The sequence below is a fragment of the Ekhidna sp. genome (assembly GCF_040220215.1).
Taxonomy (GTDB): domain Bacteria; phylum Bacteroidota; class Bacteroidia; order Cytophagales; family Cyclobacteriaceae; genus Ekhidna.
Map to the genome: position 1 here is coordinate 44,513 of NZ_JAVJTR010000023.1, position 18,417 is coordinate 62,929.

General features: G+C 39.7%; 15 protein-coding genes. 1 reads left to right on the plus strand and 14 read right to left on the minus strand.

Annotated features, from left to right (window positions below):
- Window positions 1-20: 20 nt before the first annotated feature.
- From RIC88_RS15740 to RIC88_RS15770, 7 genes are all read right to left on the minus strand, one after another.
- A complete protein-coding gene (locus tag RIC88_RS15740; RefSeq protein WP_350218521.1) occupies window positions 21-1,742 on the minus strand; it encodes a SulP family inorganic anion transporter in 1,722 nt (573 codons plus the stop codon).
- Window positions 1,743-1,802: 60 nt separating this feature from the next.
- Window positions 1,803-2,423: a Crp/Fnr family transcriptional regulator gene (locus RIC88_RS15745; RefSeq protein ID WP_350218522.1), complete on the minus strand. Its 621-nt coding sequence runs from the start codon at window positions 2,421-2,423 to the stop codon at window positions 1,803-1,805.
- A 60-nt stretch (window positions 2,424-2,483) separates the two neighbouring features.
- Window positions 2,484-3,629 (minus strand): tetratricopeptide repeat protein, encoded by a 1,146-nt coding sequence (locus RIC88_RS15750; protein WP_350218523.1) that lies wholly within the window; start codon window positions 3,627-3,629, stop codon window positions 2,484-2,486.
- Window positions 3,630-3,643: 14 nt separating this feature from the next.
- A complete protein-coding gene (gene gyrA / locus RIC88_RS15755) occupies window positions 3,644-6,184 on the minus strand; it encodes a DNA gyrase subunit A (protein ID WP_350218524.1) in 2,541 nt (846 codons plus the stop codon).
- 108 nt (window positions 6,185-6,292) lie between these two features.
- Complete coding sequence (locus RIC88_RS15760; RefSeq protein WP_350218525.1) at window positions 6,293-7,384, minus strand: hypothetical protein; 1,092 nt, start codon at window positions 7,382-7,384, stop codon at window positions 6,293-6,295.
- Window positions 7,385-7,495: 111 nt separating this feature from the next.
- Entirely contained in the window at window positions 7,496-8,449 is a 954-nt protein-coding gene (locus RIC88_RS15765) for an FKBP-type peptidyl-prolyl cis-trans isomerase (RefSeq protein WP_350218526.1), read from the minus strand.
- A gap of 31 nt (window positions 8,450-8,480) precedes the next feature.
- On the minus strand, window positions 8,481-9,092 hold the full coding sequence (locus tag RIC88_RS15770; protein ID WP_350218527.1) for a hypothetical protein: 612 nt from the start codon (window positions 9,090-9,092) through the stop codon (window positions 8,481-8,483).
- 111 nt (window positions 9,093-9,203) lie between these two features.
- Between RIC88_RS15770 and RIC88_RS15775 the strand changes: the two genes are divergently transcribed.
- Window positions 9,204-9,497 carry a thiamine-binding protein gene (locus tag RIC88_RS15775; RefSeq protein ID WP_350218528.1) on the plus strand — a complete coding sequence of 98 codons (294 nt, stop codon included), beginning with the start codon at window positions 9,204-9,206 and terminating at the stop codon, window positions 9,495-9,497.
- A 2-nt stretch (window positions 9,498-9,499) separates the two neighbouring features.
- Here RIC88_RS15775 and RIC88_RS15780 read toward each other — a convergent pair whose 3' ends face one another.
- From RIC88_RS15780 to RIC88_RS15810, 7 genes are all read right to left on the minus strand, one after another.
- On the minus strand, window positions 9,500-10,891 hold the full coding sequence (locus RIC88_RS15780) for a COG3014 family protein (RefSeq protein WP_350218529.1): 1,392 nt from the start codon (window positions 10,889-10,891) through the stop codon (window positions 9,500-9,502).
- 100 nt (window positions 10,892-10,991) lie between these two features.
- Complete coding sequence (locus RIC88_RS15785; RefSeq protein ID WP_350218530.1) at window positions 10,992-11,576, minus strand: penicillin-binding protein activator LpoB; 585 nt, start codon at window positions 11,574-11,576, stop codon at window positions 10,992-10,994.
- 43 nt (window positions 11,577-11,619) lie between these two features.
- Window positions 11,620-13,986: a TonB-dependent receptor gene (locus RIC88_RS15790; protein ID WP_350218531.1), complete on the minus strand. Its 2,367-nt coding sequence runs from the start codon at window positions 13,984-13,986 to the stop codon at window positions 11,620-11,622.
- Between the two features lie 4 nt (window positions 13,987-13,990).
- Entirely contained in the window at window positions 13,991-14,644 is a 654-nt protein-coding gene (gene rpe / locus RIC88_RS15795; RefSeq protein ID WP_350218532.1) for a ribulose-phosphate 3-epimerase, read from the minus strand.
- Complete coding sequence (locus RIC88_RS15800; protein WP_350218533.1) at window positions 14,637-15,989, minus strand: TlpA family protein disulfide reductase; 1,353 nt, start codon at window positions 15,987-15,989, stop codon at window positions 14,637-14,639. Before RIC88_RS15800 ends, rpe begins: the two co-directional genes overlap by 8 nt.
- 1 nt (window position 15,990) lies before the next feature.
- Complete coding sequence (locus RIC88_RS15805; RefSeq protein ID WP_350218534.1) at window positions 15,991-17,646, minus strand: S8 family serine peptidase; 1,656 nt, start codon at window positions 17,644-17,646, stop codon at window positions 15,991-15,993.
- Window positions 17,636-18,397 (minus strand): hypothetical protein, encoded by a 762-nt coding sequence (locus RIC88_RS15810; RefSeq protein ID WP_350218535.1) that lies wholly within the window; start codon window positions 18,395-18,397, stop codon window positions 17,636-17,638. Before RIC88_RS15810 ends, RIC88_RS15805 begins: the two co-directional genes overlap by 11 nt.
- Window positions 18,398-18,417 lie beyond the last annotated feature (20 nt).

Sequence of the window (18,417 nt, forward strand, 5' to 3'; positions counted from 1 at the left end):
GTTCGGGTTTGTAACATTTGTTACGTTTTGATATTTGTCTGTAACGTCACTTTCTTGTACGGGTCTTTAGCATTGGATAAAGCATTTTCTACCGCTTCACTCAAACTTAAAAACAGGTTTTTCTTTCCGATCACCTTCGTGAGTCCTGTTTGCTTCATCGTATCCCGTACCGGCCCGATAATGTCGCATAAAACCAGCCTCACTCCTTTTTGGTTCAGCTCATCCAGGATGTCATGGAGTCCGTCGGCAGCTGTTGCATCCATGTGGCTCACAGGCCCGGCATCTATTATAATCTCTTTGATCTTATCTTCTGTTGCCACCAGGTTTAAAATATATTCTCTTATTTCCTGGATGTTAATAAAACTAAATGGGGCATCAATTCTTAAAATTGCCAGCCCTTCCCAGGTTTCCAGATCAGAAAACCGGGTGATATTTCTAAACTCATGATGCCCTTTGATCTTACCTAACCTGGCGATATGTGGATAGGCGGCCCGGTACAGAAACAGTAAGATCGAGAGAATAATCCCGGTGACAATCCCTATGACCATGCCTATGTTCAGTGTTACCAAAAAGGTGAATAATAGCACCAGAAATTCTTTTTTGCTATCATGCCAAAGCTTTTTAGCGTAGGTCCAATCAAACAAATTGCTTACTGCAACCATGATGATAGCTGCGAGGATGGTGTGAGGTAAATAATAAAAAAGAGGAGTTAAAAAAATCAGCGTCAACGCTACCAGTGCTGCAGAGATTATGGATGACAAAGGAGTGTTCGCTCCTGATTGTTCATTAACAGCCGTTCGGGAAAAGCCTCCGGTAACGGGATACGATTGGAAAAGAGAACCAACCAGGTTGGCAGCCCCTAATCCTATTAATTCCTGGTTAGGGATTACTTTGTGATCGCCTTTCTTCGCTTCGACGGCTTTAGCAACGGAATAAGCTTCCATAAAAGCTACCACCGAGATGGTAAATGCAAGCGGAAGGACCTTACCAAATTGACCCAATGAAAAATCAGGAAGTTGAAAGGCAGGAAGTCCTTCAGGGATTGTTTGAACGATACTCACTCCCTGATTTTCAAGTCCCAGCAAATACACAATGATGGTACCAAACAAAACGGCAATAAGTGCTCCGGGTATATTTCTGTGTACTTTTTTTAATGTTTTAATTAGAACGATCCCTCCCACACCTATCATCAGGGTTACCAGGTGTGTTTCATCCATTTTCTCGAATGAGTTAATGATCACTTCATAAAAACGATTGCTTTTATCGATATCAGCTCCCAACAGGTATTTCAGTTGATTAAACCCTATGATCAAAGCAGCAGCAGATGTAAACCCACTAATGACCGGTTTTGAGAGCAAATTGGTAATGAAGCCTAACCTGAAAATTCCTAATAGGAATTGAAAACCACCCATTATGAAGGCGAGCAAAATCGAAAAAGCAATGTAGGTATCCGTCCCCTCTGTGGCAAGAACTGAAACTCCTGCAGCGACGAGCAACGAATCCATCGCTACAGGTGCGACAGAGAGCTGTCTGGATGTACCCAGAATGGCATAGATCACTTGTGGGACAATGGATGCGTACAGGCCATAGACGGGTGGTAAACCGGCAATCAACGCATACGCCATTCCCTGTGGTATTAGCATAATTCCAACAGTAATACCTGCAAAAAGATCACCGCTGAGGTGCTCCTTTTTATATGAAGGTAGCCATTGGAGTATAGGGAGAAAACGTTTGATGCTCATAGTTGGCTCAAAAGTAGCAGTCGCCAAGATAGCACCTTGTAACTTTTGTTACATGCTATCTTAAAGAATTTCAATGCAATTCCTTCGTTGCAAAATTTTGTTTTCCCGCTCCAACTTTTTTAAGAGCCTTGATACGACCACCCGGGAAGTGTTGAGTTCATTGGCGATCTCCCGGTGGGTTTTCACAACCTCAAATGAAGCTGTAGCCTGCTTGGTATCCAGTAAGTACTTCATCAACCGCTCTTCCATATTCGTAAACACCAGACTGTCAATGGTTTGCATCAATTCATCAAAGCGCGTTTGATAAGCCTGAAACACATATCTTCTAAAAGAAGGATACTTAGAAACCCATCGGTCTAAATTGACACTTGGTATCATCCAGATTTCGACATCAGTTTCAGCTATAACCTTTACTTCGGATGGCTTTTGCTCCAGACAGCAGGTAATGGACATAGCACAGGTCTCTCCTTTCTCCAGGTAGTAGAGTAATACCTCATTCCCGGTGGCTTCCTTTCGGTACACTTTTAGGATGCCACTTAAAACCAGTGGGATATCGCCCTTATTGAGTCCGGGATCAATCACATGATCTCCCTTTTTCACTTTTTTCAGATAACCGGTATCCTTAATTTCCTGCTTTAATAAGGGCTCAAAAGATGATTGTAGAAGGTGTTCTTCGATCATTGCTTTGTAACAAAAAAAGCCGATCAAAAGATCGGCTTTAGTTAAATCTATTTTCAGAACTTAATTTCCGCTAATTGCATCAAGTTCGTCTTGAATCTTGTTGTATTTATCTTTCTTACCAAGACTATTATAAATGTAACCCAGGGTTTCAAGTACCGTCTGATCAGTACTGTTCAAAGAATAAAGTTTTTCCCAAATAGGAAGCGCATTTTCTAATTTCACATTGATTTTCTTAGTCAACTCTTTGCTTTTTGCTTCTTCTTTATAGCTCAAAGCATTTCTTTGCTTAATAAGCTCATTGGCTTCATTGAAAACAGCCACACCCAAGTTGAAGTTAGAGTTATAGTGATCCGGATTTACATCAATTGCATTTCTGTAGCTTGCGAGAGCACCTTCTTTGTCTCCCAACTCTTCTTTCAAAACTCCTAAACTAAAAAGTAAATCGGCATTTTCAGGATCCGCTTCAATCGCCTTTTCCAATTCAGCTTTTGCATCTTCTGTTTTCTCCAACTGAATCAAAAGATTGATTTCGTATTTAGCAAAATCAATATCATCCGGATATGCTTCTTTACCATTTCTGATAACTTTCAATCCATCTTCAAATCTTTCCTCACGAATTGCAAAATTGTATAACTGTAGAAATACCGTTTTATCCCGAACTCCTGCCTCGTAGGACGCATAAAAGTTTTTTTCTGCACGTTCATCATCACCATCAGCAACTGCTGCATAAGCGGCATTCAAAATTGCATTGGTATCACTGGGGTTGATATAATAAGCAGTTTCAAAATTGTCAGCAGCGGAACCAAATTTTTCATCATTATAATCGGATATAGCTTCATTGTAGTAATAAGCATAATACCCTTGTTTTTTGGAGTCTATATTTTCAACTCCAGTACCTGTGAAAGAAGAAACAACTTTCTGCTCCGGATCAAGCTCAAGTGCTTTATCAAAGGCTTTTAAAGATTCATCCAATGCACCAGGCTCATTGTTTGCTGTATCCAAAGCAGCATAAATCTGACCTCTGTAGTACCAGGTTTTTGCATCATCTTTTGTTTTTTCATGTTGGATGGCAGCATCAATAATTGTTTTTGCCTCAGCCAGGTTCCCGTCTTCCATTGCAGAGAGTGCCTGATTGATTTTGGGCTTTTTCTGCGCGTATCCTACTACACAAATAGCCGCTAACATAAGGGTTAAGAATGTTCTCATTATTCGTTTAAGTTTTATTCGTTATCGTTTTGATTCTCATTATTATCTGAAGAAGGTTCTATTCCATCTACTTCCTCATCTTCATTCGTAATGTTGGAAATTTTTTCTACAGCCGATATTTCATCTTCATCATTAAGTTTTATTAAGCGAACACCTTGTGTTGCCCTTCCCATTACCCGAAGATTATCAACTGACATCCTGATTGCAATACCGGATCTGTTAATGATCATTAACTCATCTCCATCAACAACATCTTTTATAGCAACAAGCCCTCCGGTTTTATCCGTCACATTCAGCGTTTTCACTCCTTTACCTCCTCGCTTGGTAATACGGTAATCCTCAAGGTCAGATCGCTTGCCATATCCTTTTTCAGATACAACCAATAGGTTCGGTGGGTTCTTGTAGTCAACACAAACCATACCAACTACCCATTCTTTGTCAGAAATGTTGATTCCCTTAACACCAGCCGCCATTCGACCCATTGAACGTACGTCTGCCTCATGGAAGTTGATGGCCTTTCCGCTATTGCTAGCTATAACTATATGATTATCGCCATCCGTAAGGCGAACATTCAATAGTTTGTCATTTTCCCTAATGGTAATGGCATTGATCCCGTTCCTTCTTGGTCTACTGTAAGCTTCCAAAGAAGTTTTCTTGATCACCCCACGTTGTGTACACATTACCAGGAAATTGTTATTGATATAATCAGGATCCTCCAATGTTTTCACATTAATGACCGATCGTACTTTATCATCTGATTCAATATTGATTAGGTTTTGGATTGGCCTTCCTTTGGATGCCTTGCTTCCTTCAGGTAATTCCCAAACCTTTTTCCAGAACACTTTTCCAAACTCTGTGAATATCAGCAGATAATTATGCGCTGATGCGATGAACAAGTGCTCTGTAAAGTCATCATCCTTAGATGTAGCTGCCCTGCTGCCTACTCCACCTCTCCCTTGTGTTCTGTATTCTGTGAGTGGTGTTCGTTTGATGTATCCCTGGTGAGAAATAGTAATCACCATGTCCTCATCAGGAATCATATCTTCAGCAGTGAATTCGTCAGCGCTATGCTCAATTAAAGATCGTCTTTCATCTCCATAGCGCTCTTTCATCTCAAAAAGCTCATCCTTAATGATTTGCATTCTTCGACCTTCATCACCCAAAATCTCTTTCAATTCCTTGATCAGCGCCTGAATCTCTTCATACTCCTTCTGAATCTTGTCTCTTTCAAGACCTGTCAGTCTTTGCAAACGCATATCCAGAATGGCTTTTGCCTGGACTTCTGATAAACTGAATTTTTCAATTAAACCAATCCTTGCTTCATCTGGATCTTTTGATTTTCTAATCAGGTTGATAACCTCATCCAGGTTATCCAGAGCAATTAAGTATCCTTCCAGGATATGTGCCCTTCGTTCTGCCTCGTCCAGCTCATACTCAGTTCTTCTTACTACAACCTCATGCCGATGGTCAACAAAATGAATGATTAAATCCTTGAGGTTTAAGGTTTTAGGGCGTCCTTTTACAAGTGCAACATTATTTACACTAAAAGAGGATTGAAGTGCTGTTTGCTTATAAAGATTGTTAAGGACAATGTTAGGGATTGCATCTTTTTTCAGGTCATAAACGACTCGCATTCCTGCCTTATCAGATTCATCCCTGATATCTACAATTCCTTCAATTTTTTTGTCATTGATTAAGGCAGCAGTCTTCTCAATCATAGTGGCTTTATTCACCTGATATGGAATCTCTGTAATGATAATCTGCTCTCTGCCCGTACTTGTTGTATCGAATTCAGCTTTTGCTCTCAGGACAACCCGGCCTCTACCTGTTTCATAAGCTGAACGAACTCCTTGATAGCCGTAAATCGTGGCTCCAGTAGGAAAATCCGGTGCGGTAATATGCTCCATCAATCCTTCGATAGTAATTTCTTTATCGTCGATGTAGGCAATAACACCATTGACAATTTCTGTAAGGTTGTGAGGAGCCATGTTGGTAGCCATACCTACTGCAATACCGCTAGCCCCGTTTACCAGTAGATTTGGAAACTTAGCTGGTAATACGCTTGGTTCCTCCGTACTGTCATCGTAGTTCGGAACATAGTCAACCGTGTTTTTTCGAATATCGCCAAGTAATTCCTCAGATATCCTTCTCAATTTGGCCTCTGTATAACGCATCGCTGCTGGTGAATCACCATCAACCGAACCAAAGTTACCCTGCCCATCTACAAGAGGATATCTCATCGACCAGCTCTGAGCCATTCGAACCATGGTGTCATATACGGCAGTATCACCATGCGGGTGGTACTTACCAAGCACGTCCCCGACAATCCTGGCGCACTTTTTATATGATTTATTATAGTTGACACCCAGTTCATCCATCCCGTAAAGGATTCTTCTGTGAACTGGTTTTAAGCCATCCCTAACATCCGGGAGAGCTCTGGAAATGATAACGCTCATCGAGTAATCGATGTAGGCGCCTCGCATTTCTTCTTCTATATTGATTGGGATGATATTCTCTTCGAATGAGGACAAGTTATCGTTATCTCCGTCTGCCATTTATGCTTATTTGGGTTTGCCAAAAATCAACCCGCAATTTAACGAAATTATAGTGGAAATCATTGGTTTTGTTGCAACAGAATTTGCTAAAAACCAAGCTTGATCAAGTTAGTTTTTTGTTGGGTTGAGTTTGCGCTTATTCTGTCTTTTATAGCGCCATAAAGTGCGATGGTTCTCTCCTACTTTAGGGTTCTGTCTTTTCCAAATTGGCTGCCCTCTAACCTCCATTCTTTTGCCAGTAACAGGATCGGTGTAAACATGCTTCAATTGGACATGGTCGCTCTTCATCGGAGATCGTGGGATATCAGGTATATTGATGCTAATTCCCGCCTGGATAAAAAATGTTGGGTATTTATGGTTGACCGTTGAGCCGTCAGGTATGTTGACCATGTACGATTTAAAATCTATACTTGGGCGTATAATAACCCGAAAGTATTCTGACCAGTTATTCTCGATACTCACCCCGAGATTCGTGTAAATACCTCTATTGATTAGGCCATTATTAAATTGCTTTCCTGCGTTGATCTTACCAAACTGTAATTCAGCGACAAAATCATAGCTCCAGAATTGATAAAACTTATAGCCAACCATACCAAATAGTCGACTATATCTTGTCCGGGATATATTGGGTTGATAGTTACGGACTTGATTTGAAAAGGCTGTTGACTCAAGATCTCTCAAATAGTGGATTTCATAGGAATAGCCAAATCCCACCCTGAACTTTTCATATTCATAATGAATGGCTAGCGTAATCGGTATTCCTCTGGAACTCCCCTTAAAGCCAAAGTTTGTAGTGTCGGTATTCACTAAAAAGGTTTGATCGCCTAAAGCAGGATTGTAAACCGGGTTCGGAAGATAATTGAACGGTACATCAAACGGATTTTCTAATGATGTCTCAAATCCTTGTTGTGGATCATTTAACCAGTTAGTGTAGCCGGAAAAAGTACTTCCCAGGTTCTCTATCTCATTAGAAAATATAAACTGATTCTCTGCATCCTGATAAAAATAGACACCAGAAAGCTGATGTGAATAATTGGTAATCGCCAACCCCGTAGTAGCGGTAATGCTGAATTGGTTAAGGAAAACCTTTACAGGGTTTCTATATATATCATACTTCTGGTATATATCCTGGGAGGTAGCTTGTAAGCTAGTAAGGCCCAGTAAGTATAGGAGGCAATATCGTTTGACAGCAGCGAGCAAATCATTCCAAAATTACATGGTATCCATGAGATAGTTAGGATTACTACAATCCGGAAGAATTTTATCAGAGGATTTTTGGTGCAAAACTTCAATAAAAATCATCTGGCTGTATTAATCGATTCGTGTGATTTCAAATAAAAGGGTACTGTATGGCGGGATAAGTGATACATAGTCAGGGACGATTCCATCTTCTATCAGGCCATCAATAATGAAGCCGGGAACGACTAACGCACTTTCTCTGTATCCTTGTGAAGATGGGATCATAATCAGGGCGTCTTCTCCTGTTTGCATTAACGAAACTCCGAATTCAAACCCGGGTAATAATTCCCTGGGTTCGCCCGAGCCAAAGTTCCATTGAAATCCTGATGCACTTCCAAAATTTGAATCATCAATGAAGCGACCGGAATAATCAACAACGATGGTATCGCCATTCAATGGCATGCTTCCTGAACCAGCAGCACGACGCTTATAAACAATGCCGGTGGCAGGAAACAGCTCAGTAGAATCCAATGGATTGATTTGAAGGCTATCCAGGTAGTTATCATCAATATAATCTTGTATAGCCACATTCTCCTGGATAAATAAATCCGTTTCATTATGTACACCTACCAGTTGAACTTGAAAATGTGCAATTAGCCGCGAATCAATATCGCCGGAAGTCAGGTCTGTATATGCCTGTGACGGAGGAAAGATGAAATTATAGATTTCCCCTACTCTCATAAGACTAACACCAAAATCAAGCCCAAGTGGATAAACAGCGGAAGCCCCTATTTTAAAAATCAATGAATCACCATCAGACCTTAAATGCTGGGCAATAATATTCCCGTCCGGATCGCGAAGTGTATAGTAAACGGCTGCTACAGCACCGGAGACGGCCTGATTCCCAGAGGGGTTATCCACCACTTCGTAATAGTAAATTCCAGTATCATCATCACGACTGGCGCTGATGCCCATTGTGTCCAACCAGGCCTGTATTTCAGCATCCGCAGATAGGACGACAATATCATCATTGCTACATGATAACAGAAATACACCAAGGAATAATGTTATGATAAATCTACTCACTACCACTATCAACGCTTTTGGTCGGACTAGATTATTGAAAGGTCTTACAAAACATCTTAAATACAGACATGTGATTCAATTCCAGCTTTTCAGCTATCAAAATCATTCGATCATACTCTGAACGGCCTATTTTATGATTTTTATTGATAATGTCCTCATCATTTTCAAGGAAAAAACTGGAAATAAATCGAATAAGTAGATAAGGTGAATGCAGTACTACTTCCCGGTATTCATTGTAGTCTAGATCATGGTTTTCATCAAAAGGCTTTAAATTCATGCTATCTAGCCCGCAAGTCACTTTTATGGTCAATTTAAGAACCTCTGAAAACTTATCGAGCCAATTATCATAGTTCTTAATAAGGAACTTCATCGCATAAACTACCGGATCTTTCTTCATGAAATAACCACCTTTAGATAGTTTCCTTGCTTTCTTATTGAGTGCCATTTCTTCAATGAGCGATATTTTTCCATCCGCCATGGCAATACCAATGGTTGGCGTCATAATAATAAGGGAGAAAAAGTCTTCGTCGCTTATTTCAAGATATGGAGCTTCGGTTTTAAGAAAATCCTTCTTTAAAGCTTTCGTCGCTTCCTTCACTTCAGGATATTCTATCATGGATTCTATTTCGTACTCGGTGAACATGCTCTTAGGTTGGTTATTTATTTAACCTCAAAATAAAGCCTTTTAACTAAATAGGGAAAAGTCCTCGACTAATAATTCAAAGTTTTATTTTCGCTCAAAACACAGAGTTATATGACGGATAAAAATATTCAGCTTGCAATTCAGGTAGTACCACTGGAAAGAAATGGAAATGTGTATGAACAAATCGATGCAGCTATTGAGGTGATTCAGCAATCCGGAGTGGAATATATGATCACACCAATGGAAACGGTGATGCAAGGACCTTATGAAAAATTGCAAGTAGTGGCAAGAGAAGCCCAGGAGGCATTGGTAGATGCAGGATGCAATGAATTCCTTGTAAATATCAAAATGCACATCAGAACGGATCGTGATGTTACCATGGAAGAAAAAAGACTGGACCGGTAGATTTAAAAAGCGATGTTACTTTCCAATGATTGAAAGGTTTGAAACTGAGTCTCTCCCTTCTCTCCTATGAATGTAAAAGTCTGCTGGTTTTGACCTTTTGATCCGTCGGTATGTAACGTGACCTGATTTTCACCCTTCTCAAGCGGGACTCTTGTGTAATGGATACTATGCGGAATGGTTTGCCAGTTTCGTGTGTCTGCCTGTTCGGACGCAAAGTTCATTACACCTACTAAAAAGCCCAGCGTTTCATTTTCTTTTCTAACTTCTTTTTCTACCGTTTTCTTAAGAGCTACCCGTAACAACCCTTTTCCAAGTTCTTCAAGCATTCGTTCCTTCAGGGTCTTAAAAGCAATCGCATTTATGTCCTCAGCCTTTTCCAAAGGATAATAGTAATTATCTATTTCAAGACTGGCATGCTGGAAGAATGGTTCTCGTTCTACATATTTTGGAAAAGCAACGCGTGTCCCCGTTAAGTCTGTAATACTGGCATTTCCATCTTCATCTGTGTCATAAAAGAATGGAAAATTCAAACCATACTCTTCGTTTTCAAAGATGATCATACCTCCAGATCCTTTTACCGCAACAAAGTTTATAGACCATTCATCCTTGACAGGCACAAGTCCATTATGCCAAAAGAAAACCAATTCCCCTCCTTCCGGACTTGGCTGTGGTACATAGTTCATCCCAAATTCTTCACTATACCTATCAACCTCTTCAGGAAATCCTGCAAGAGAAGCTGTGCGAAGGAGGTCTTTCTTAAGCTGATCCGGAGCAGTTAAACCAAACATTTCCGAAAACTCTTTCTGATAAATCTCCAATGAATTCCTGTAGGCAATAAATGCATTGTTATAATCCCCACTTGCATCATAGATAATGCCCATCAGATTATGAATAAATGCATCTTTCTGGTACTTGTTTTCAGAAAGGTATTTATCTCCTAATTCATATAATCTTTGATTTAGCCTTCTACATTCAATTAAAGCAGACTCATAATTTTTGAGCTTTAAGTAATTGAGTGCCTTATAGTAAAGCAGCATCAGGTGCTCATGATCTTCGCCCGGATAAACGATCAGGTTTGGATTTAGAAAATAGGAGGCTGCAAAATTCAGGTAGTTCTTATGGTAATCTTCACCAAACAAATAGGCCTTTTCCAGCCAGTTATTACTTTCCTCATAATTACCAAGCAGATGCTCAACCACACCCTGATTGGCATAATAAAGAAATCGGGTTTTGCTTTTAGCTGCTCTTTTGTTTTGATCTAATATATCAGCTGCCTGCTCTATGTTTCCTTCTTCAAAATTCTTGTTAAACTCATAATTGAGCTGATAAAAGGAAGCACAGCTGGTGAGCCCGATAAACGCAGCAAATACTAAAATGGTCTTAGATGAAACCATGCGAAGTGGTGATTTTAAAAAAAAAAGGAATTAATAGCCATAAACATTAAGGTTAGAATGACAACCTATCTGGTTATGGCTATTCTGAATTTATCTGATTCTAGTTTTTGATATACTTTTTGATTTCTTTATCGCCAAGCCAAACCTTTTCATTCGTCTCCACATTGACCAACTCAAGATTCACTTTGTAGTTGACTACTTTTTCCTTTTTGTAAGAATCAGTTACCGCCGTGATGACACCAAACATCATGAAATCAGCACCTAATTCTTTACCCCATTTAGCCTGGGTTTCAGGAGATGAAAATTCGTTTTGATCAGCTCTTTCCTCTCTTAGTTTTTCACGGAACTCGGCATTTGAAACTACTCTCACAAAACCGGAATTAATAAACTCTCTTTCAATGTCTTTGATGAACGTTTCCGATTCGATATGTTCAGCGCTTTTGTTTTGAACATACCCTACAATTATAACAGGCTTACGATCATTTTCATTTCGAAAATTATTGTGCCATGGTCTGGCGGTAACATCCTTGATCATTTCTTCTGCTACCAACTTTGAGTCAGTATCATTCCAGCGACCACTGAGGTCAACCTGCTGATCAGGGTTAATTCTTGTCACTTGTCTATTGCAAGATGCCAATACGATTATAGCGAGTACCAGCATGGATAATTGAGTAAATTTTTTCATGTTAAAGCGTTTATGGTGAAACAAAGATAGGTGAATCTTTCACCTAAAAATCTGCCGAAATTCTTAAATTCAAAAACCTTGCCGATAATGAATTAGGGATGGCCAATTGGGCGCCTGTCACATCCTGAATCCAGGAATATGAAAGTGTATTATCAGCGCCTAATACGTTAAGTACTTCTGCTCTTAACCATAAGGTTTTCAGGTACTTATGATTACTTAATTCAAATGATTTGGACAACCCGATATCTACACGATAGTATTCATCACCGGAAAAAATATTTCTCGCATTTATTTCGTTTGGTGGACCTAAAGGGTAACCGGAACCGAATACGGAATTAACATAAACACGCATGCTAGGATCATTAGGCAGGTGATCTTCGAAGTAGAATGCAAGATTGATTCGCTGATCTGTAGGTCTGCGTATGTAGCCTTTGTTATCTTGAGCTATGTCTTCCTGTGTATTTAAAATACCCAGACTAAACCATGACTGAGTGCCGGGAATAAATTCACCATTGATTCTGAAATCGAATCCATACGCAAATGCCTCTGCATCATTGTTAGCAAAATACCTAAGCCTAACATTATCTATATCATACGCTATTACATTCTTCAATGCTTTGTAATAAGCTTCCGTTGAAAACAAGAATGGTCTGCCCCACCAGTTAAACACCCGCTCCATCGCCCCGATCAAATGAATGGATTGCTGTGATTTAATATATTCTTTTATCTCACCATTTTGATCCCTGAGCTCCCGATAAAATGGGTTCTGAACATACTTCCCGGCAGAAATCCTAAATGAGGTTTCTTTTTCCCAGTTAGGTTTGTATCGATAGATAACCCTCGGACTGAAAAGGGTTTCTCCATTGTAGTCCAAATGGTTTACACGTCCACCGAAGTTCACGGCATGCATTGAGTCTTTCGAGAATACAGTAGCCTGTAAATATGCAGTGTAGGTATTCGTTTGCAAATCAAGATCATTAAAGGTGCTTTCGTTCAGGTTAACAAACCCTGCAGAATCGAGGAAGGCATATTCATTCAATTCATCATTGATGATGTTTCTATTAAACCCCACACCTGCTTCGAGAATAGACCAATCAGACAGTAAGTATTCATTTCTCCATTCCGTATTGTAGATCCGGGCTTCCAGCTTATTCCTGCCGTAATCAAAATTTCGTCCGATCCCTCTCACCACCACACATTCATTGAAGCTGTTGGACCCGGGGTTGTTGTCTACATCGCAAATACGATAGGCACCTTCCACATTGTAATTTTCTCTTTCAGAAGTGGAAACTGCAGAGGCTATCCATCTGCTTAGAAACTTGTTTGACCATTTGTGTGAAAGGTTGAATCCACTTTGATAAGTATCATAATCCAGCTCTTCCCTCCCTTCAAATGCTGTTTGAATACGGAGATTTTGCGAAACTGATCCAAACTCTGTGGTCTGGGATTCAGGTAGCGTTAAATACCGATTTCTTCCATACGCCAGTAGCCAATTAAGCTTGGTTCTGTTGATTTGATCACTATTCCTTCCGGTGAGGTCAAATGTAAAAAAGGCCTGCACATCCGTGTAGGTAGGTAAGTATTGGCCATCAGTTTCAAGTGTATTCAGCAGGTAGCGTGAATCTCTATGACGTACACCAAACAGATACTGAATGTCATCTGTAATTTGATTTCCAATGTATGCAGAACCTCCCAATAAACCTGCATTGAACTGACCTTCCAATTCTTCCGGCTCTTTATAATCTATGTTGAGTGAAGAAGAAAGCTTATCACCATACTTAGCTTCCCAACCACCTGCATAAAAGTCAATGTCGCCTACTAAATCAGGATTAATGAAACTAAGTCCTTCCTGACGTCCTGCATTGGCTAAGAATGGACGATAAACAGGGATATCATTGACGTATACAAGATTTTCATCGAAATTGCCACCTCGCACATTGTAGGCAGATGAAAGTTCATTGTTTCCTGCCACACCCGGTAACGTCAGAAGTACTTTATTGAAATCGCCGAAAGCAGATGGAAGGTTTCTGGCAGATTTTGCATCAATATTTGTAGCAGGGTTTATCGCATCTCTTTCCCTTTGGCCCTCTACCTGCACATCATCCAATTGAGTGGCTTCTGCCTTCATGGTCACTACGAAATCACTCACTCCGGTAGGTATGTCTGTGAGTTCGTGTGTTCCGTATTGAATGTGCGAAAAGATCAGATCATAAGTCCCTAATGGAAGCTCCAATAAAAAATATCCATCCGTATTAGATATGGTACCTTTTGAACGGTCTGATTTTAGAATAACATTAACTGCCGGAATAGACTCTCCGTTTTCATCGACAATATGACCTTCGATGACATCCTCTTGCGTAAATGCTAGGCTAAATGATAAGACCAGGATTGAGAAGACAAGCTTTCTCAATGTATCAGGCCTTTTTAAGGTTAGCAATGGTTTGGGCAGGATCATCAGATTTAAAAACGAAACTCCCGGCCACTAACATATCTGCACCTGCTTTAAATAATTCTCCGGCATTTTTGTCATTCACCCCTCCGTCAATTTCGATAATGATCTCAGGATTGACTTGATCCACCATCTTTTTCAGTTTTCTGACTTTATCGAAGGTGGTTTCAATGAATTTCTGACCTCCAAATCCCGGATTTACGGACATCAACAAAACAAGGTCAACATAAGGAAGAATCTCTTCTAATACGCTTACTGGCTTGTGTGGATTTATTACCACGCCTGCCTTGGCACCAAGTCTTCTTATTTCCGTAACTGTCCGGTGTAAATGTCTGCAAGCCTCTTCATGAACGGTTATGATTTCTGCCCCAGCCTTCATGCAATCTTCCAGATAAGGATCAGCATGTTCGATCATCAAATGGTAGTCCATTGGCTTTTTAGCGTGCTGATGGATGGCCTGACAAACCGGAAAGCCAAATGAAATATTGGGAACGAATACACCATCCATGATATCGATGTGAATGTAGTCTGCTTCGCTGTTGTTGAGCATTTCCACTTCTTGTTGCACATTACCAAAATCAGCAGCGAGAAACGATGGAGCGATTAGTTTTTTAGTCATTTGCTTGGTGATCAAGGTGCTTTAGAATCATTGGTTCCGGATCAGTGACTGCTTTATCAATTATAACTCCATTTGGATCAATTAAAAAGTAAAGTGGTATTGCTCGTTTATTAAAATAGCTGGATATCTCGTCATCTTGATCAGAAATTGCAAAATCCAAAACATCATTGAAATTATGCTTTGAAATGAATCTTTTAATCTTGTCCACATCATTTTCCTCTGTAACACATAGAATCTTGAGTTCCGTATTCAATTGGCTTTTGAGAGATGGTAGTTTTTTCATTGATTTGATGCAAGGCCCACACCAGGTTGCCCAAAAGTCAATAAGAAGATAACTGCCTCTGAAAGAGTTTAAATCTATTTTGCTACTATCGGTAGTACTAAAAGTGAAATTCTTGACTTCTTCTCCTATTATCGAGTTAATCTGAAGGTTTTTGAACTCAATTGCATACCTTTTTAAAATTTCAGAATTCGCACTTTCTATAAATTCCGAAAGAGCTTTATCAGCCTTTTTTTGATCGGTCCATTTCCGTTCAAATCCAGTGGTTATCAAATCCAGTTTCAAAGCCTCCTGTATTATTTCATTAGAAGTAACATTTGGAACACTTTGATTAATGAAATCGAAGTAATCTATCTTATTGATCTTATTTCGAAAGAAATCTAACTGGAGGTTGATAGTGTAAAGGATACTTACTGACTTTATACCTGTTAAACATGGCTGAAAGTTCTGAATAAAGGCGTTTATAAGTAATTCTGATGAGCTAGATTTATTTCGTTTTAAGTATGATAAAGCATTTGCAAAATCAATTGAGTTGGAAAGCGAGACAATGTGATCTTGATTTTCATTTTGGAGTTGTTTTACTAAATAATCACTCAGTTCACCACCATATTTTTTAGAAAGTCTACCATTCCGATTTCGATTTCGATTTTTAATTAACTCTAATTCATTTCTAATTGAATAAACCTGGGCTTCAAGATTGTTATCTGATGTAATTCCGATTAAGTTTAATTGACCAGATCTGCCAAGATCATCTGGCTTGTCAAACTTCTTATACTCCAGAGAAATATCGAGAATACTTCCTGGGCTGATAAATAACTCCTGAGATTGATCATTGATCAGTATAAGAATCTTTGCCTCTATCTCTGACTCGAATGAAAATTCAAATTTGCCGTCATTTGTAACAATATCGCTATCCAGTAAATAGATATTATCAGAGTATGGGTTTTCAAATCCCATCAATTGAATTTCGAGCCCTTTCAAATTAATGGAACCACGAACTATTGTTGTTTTGCCATTGGCTGATATAAAGAAAAAACTTAAAACGAGGACTGATAAAAACTTCATTTCAGAAATTGATAAGTTTGACGATCTTCTGATTAGTACCTATCTGCAAGAATAAGAAATAAACTCCTTGTTGACTACCGTCAATGTTTAATTCCATATTTTCCTTGATATCTTTCTTTCCAAAATCCTGGTTAAAAATAAGCGCCCCTTTAGGATCCAGTATGCGGATGCTCATGCCTTCTTTAAATTTGCCATCGGTAACAAGGAATAGCGTATCTCCATAAAATGGATTAGGGAAAATGGTTACTTTGTCTTCCAAAATATCCACAACATTCAACGCTCTCTCTCCATTTACTGCATACGTGTAACTGGGCACTCCCCAACCTCTTAATGAATCCGGAGCAAAATTCCTGTGCCCCGATTTCTTAATTGCGTCAATTACTTCTTTGCTAGTCCAATCTGGATTTGCCTGCCAGATACCTGCGGCTAGTCCGGCAATTAAAGGGGAAGCGAAACTAGTACCGCTACCGCGCTGAATGTTTCCTGAACCACGAATCACAGCTGTTGCACTTCCAAAAGCGGCAACATCCGGTTTAATTCGACCATCAGTTGTATTCCCAACAGAACTAAAGTCTGAATAGGAAAAATCAGGGTTTACACTCCCAACAGTTAGGATTCCTTTTCCATCTGCAGGCGGGCTGATTAAGTTTCGCGGGTAAGGCTCATCACCACTATTTCCGGCGCTGGTAACGACTACCATTCCCTTTTCAGCTGCGATTTTCGCTCCAATAGATATGATAGCGGTCTCTCCATCTAAGTCCTCTACTTTATAATCGTGTTCTTCAATATCAAAAAATTTGTAACCAAGCGAGCAGTTGATCACATCAGCTCCCAGGCTATCTGCAAACTCTGCCCCCAGCACCCAATTATATTCTTCAAGTGTATTCTCCGCTTGATTATCTTCGGTGATACAGAGGATGAAATTTGCTTCATACGCAATACCATAGAGGTTCCCATCTGTCGATTCAAACATGGACCCAATGGTTGAAAAAACAGAGGTACCATGATCACCGAACTGATATACATTGCCTGAATTTTGAACAAAATCCTTTGTTGCAACGATCTGATTATTTTCCCACAGGTGTTGAAATGGGGTGTGTCTATTGACACCATTAAAACCATTATCCAGTACAGCTATCAGCATTCCCTGCCCCTTGATATTATCCGCATGCATATGATCTGCTCCTAGCATCATCAGCTGAATATCCGAATCTCCATTTACTGAACCAGGTTCTGCGAATGTGGAAGGATCATCTGGAATATCTTTTTCGTAACTAAGTCGTGTAGTATCCGCGATCCATGCGATACTATCTACAAAGGACAGCTGAGAGACATCATCCAATAAATTGACGTTTGCGTTAACCAGCGCACCATTGAGCCATTTAGAAGTAAAGAAAACATCGATCCCGGCATTCTTAAGTTGCTGCACATATTCTGGATCTACAGGTAAATCAGTTTCATTTATGGCAATGTTCTGTTTGTTTCTCCGGTCGATAGCACGTTGAGTTAGGAATTGTTCAGGGCTTGATATGGAGTATGGATATGATTCTCCGGCTTTATCCGTAAAATAGATGAAATATCTGTTTACGCTACTCTGTGATATTCCCGTGTGCGCCAGGCTGATTAAGGCAATAAGCCAAACTAGTTTATTCTTCATATCCAATTTCAATTAAGGTCTGCTTCAGCAGGCGACCTGCAATAACCTCACCTAAACCTGCTCCACAACCACTGGAGGTGCATTTCTTTTGGGTTAAATAGTCTTTCTCAACCAAACCAATCCCTCTTGCATAAATCTCGCTTTTCAGATTTACTCCAGTCACATTTTCTTCAATATCTTCAATAATAACCCTTATCTGATCATTATCGGTTAAAGTATCAATGGCAGAGGATTCCAATGGCTTATAGTAATAAGTCGAGGTACTTCTACTATTTAAACTATTTCCATCCCATTCCCTCCCTGCATTTACAGGAAATGTCAATTTGATAAAGGGAATGTTGTTTTCCGTGACAGACAGGTAGTTTGATGTTCTGGCAACAGACCATACCGAATCACTTTTCCAATCTTCCAGGTCGTTTTCACGAATATCCCTACGAAGTAGGTAAGTGACCTGATCATTGGAAGGAATTGAATCAAAAATGGTTTCTCTCAGCTGATAAACAGATGTATCAAAGCCTGTAATGAGATAATTAATCTCAATAACATCATAGATTCTGTAATCGCCAATGTTTATGGGATAGAAATCCTGACCAAGATCTTGTGGGCCAATATCTTTGGTTTCGTTGCAGGAGGAGATTGAAGCTATCAGAAATATCAAAACAAATAACCAAAAAGAGTCATTCTGAGTTGAGAAAAATGACCGAGGGGAATTTGTAGCAACGTGAGAATCCACAAGATCAGGAATCCTCACGGCGTTTTTGTTTCTTTTTT

Coding starts and splice junctions, on each gene's coding strand:
- RIC88_RS15745 (WP_350218522.1), bottom strand. CDS start 2,423: ATGATCGAAGAACACCTTCTACAATCATCTTTTGAGCCCTTATTAAAG.
- RIC88_RS15740 (WP_350218521.1), bottom strand. CDS start 1,742: ATGAGCATCAAACGTTTTCTCCCTATACTCCAATGGCTACCTTCATAT.
- RIC88_RS15805 (WP_350218534.1), bottom strand. CDS start 17,646: ATGAAGAATAAACTAGTTTGGCTTATTGCCTTAATCAGCCTGGCGCAC.
- RIC88_RS15800 (WP_350218533.1), bottom strand. CDS start 15,989: ATGAAGTTTTTATCAGTCCTCGTTTTAAGTTTTTTCTTTATATCAGCC.
- RIC88_RS15775 (WP_350218528.1), top strand. CDS start 9,204: ATGACGGATAAAAATATTCAGCTTGCAATTCAGGTAGTACCACTGGAA.
- gyrA (WP_350218524.1), bottom strand. CDS start 6,184: ATGGCAGACGGAGATAACGATAACTTGTCCTCATTCGAAGAGAATATC.
- RIC88_RS15750 (WP_350218523.1), bottom strand. CDS start 3,629: ATGAGAACATTCTTAACCCTTATGTTAGCGGCTATTTGTGTAGTAGGA.
- RIC88_RS15780 (WP_350218529.1), bottom strand. CDS start 10,891: ATGGTTTCATCTAAGACCATTTTAGTATTTGCTGCGTTTATCGGGCTC.
- RIC88_RS15785 (WP_350218530.1), bottom strand. CDS start 11,576: ATGAAAAAATTTACTCAATTATCCATGCTGGTACTCGCTATAATCGTA.
- rpe (WP_350218532.1), bottom strand. CDS start 14,644: ATGACTAAAAAACTAATCGCTCCATCGTTTCTCGCTGCTGATTTTGGT.
- RIC88_RS15770 (WP_350218527.1), bottom strand. CDS start 9,092: ATGTTCACCGAGTACGAAATAGAATCCATGATAGAATATCCTGAAGTG.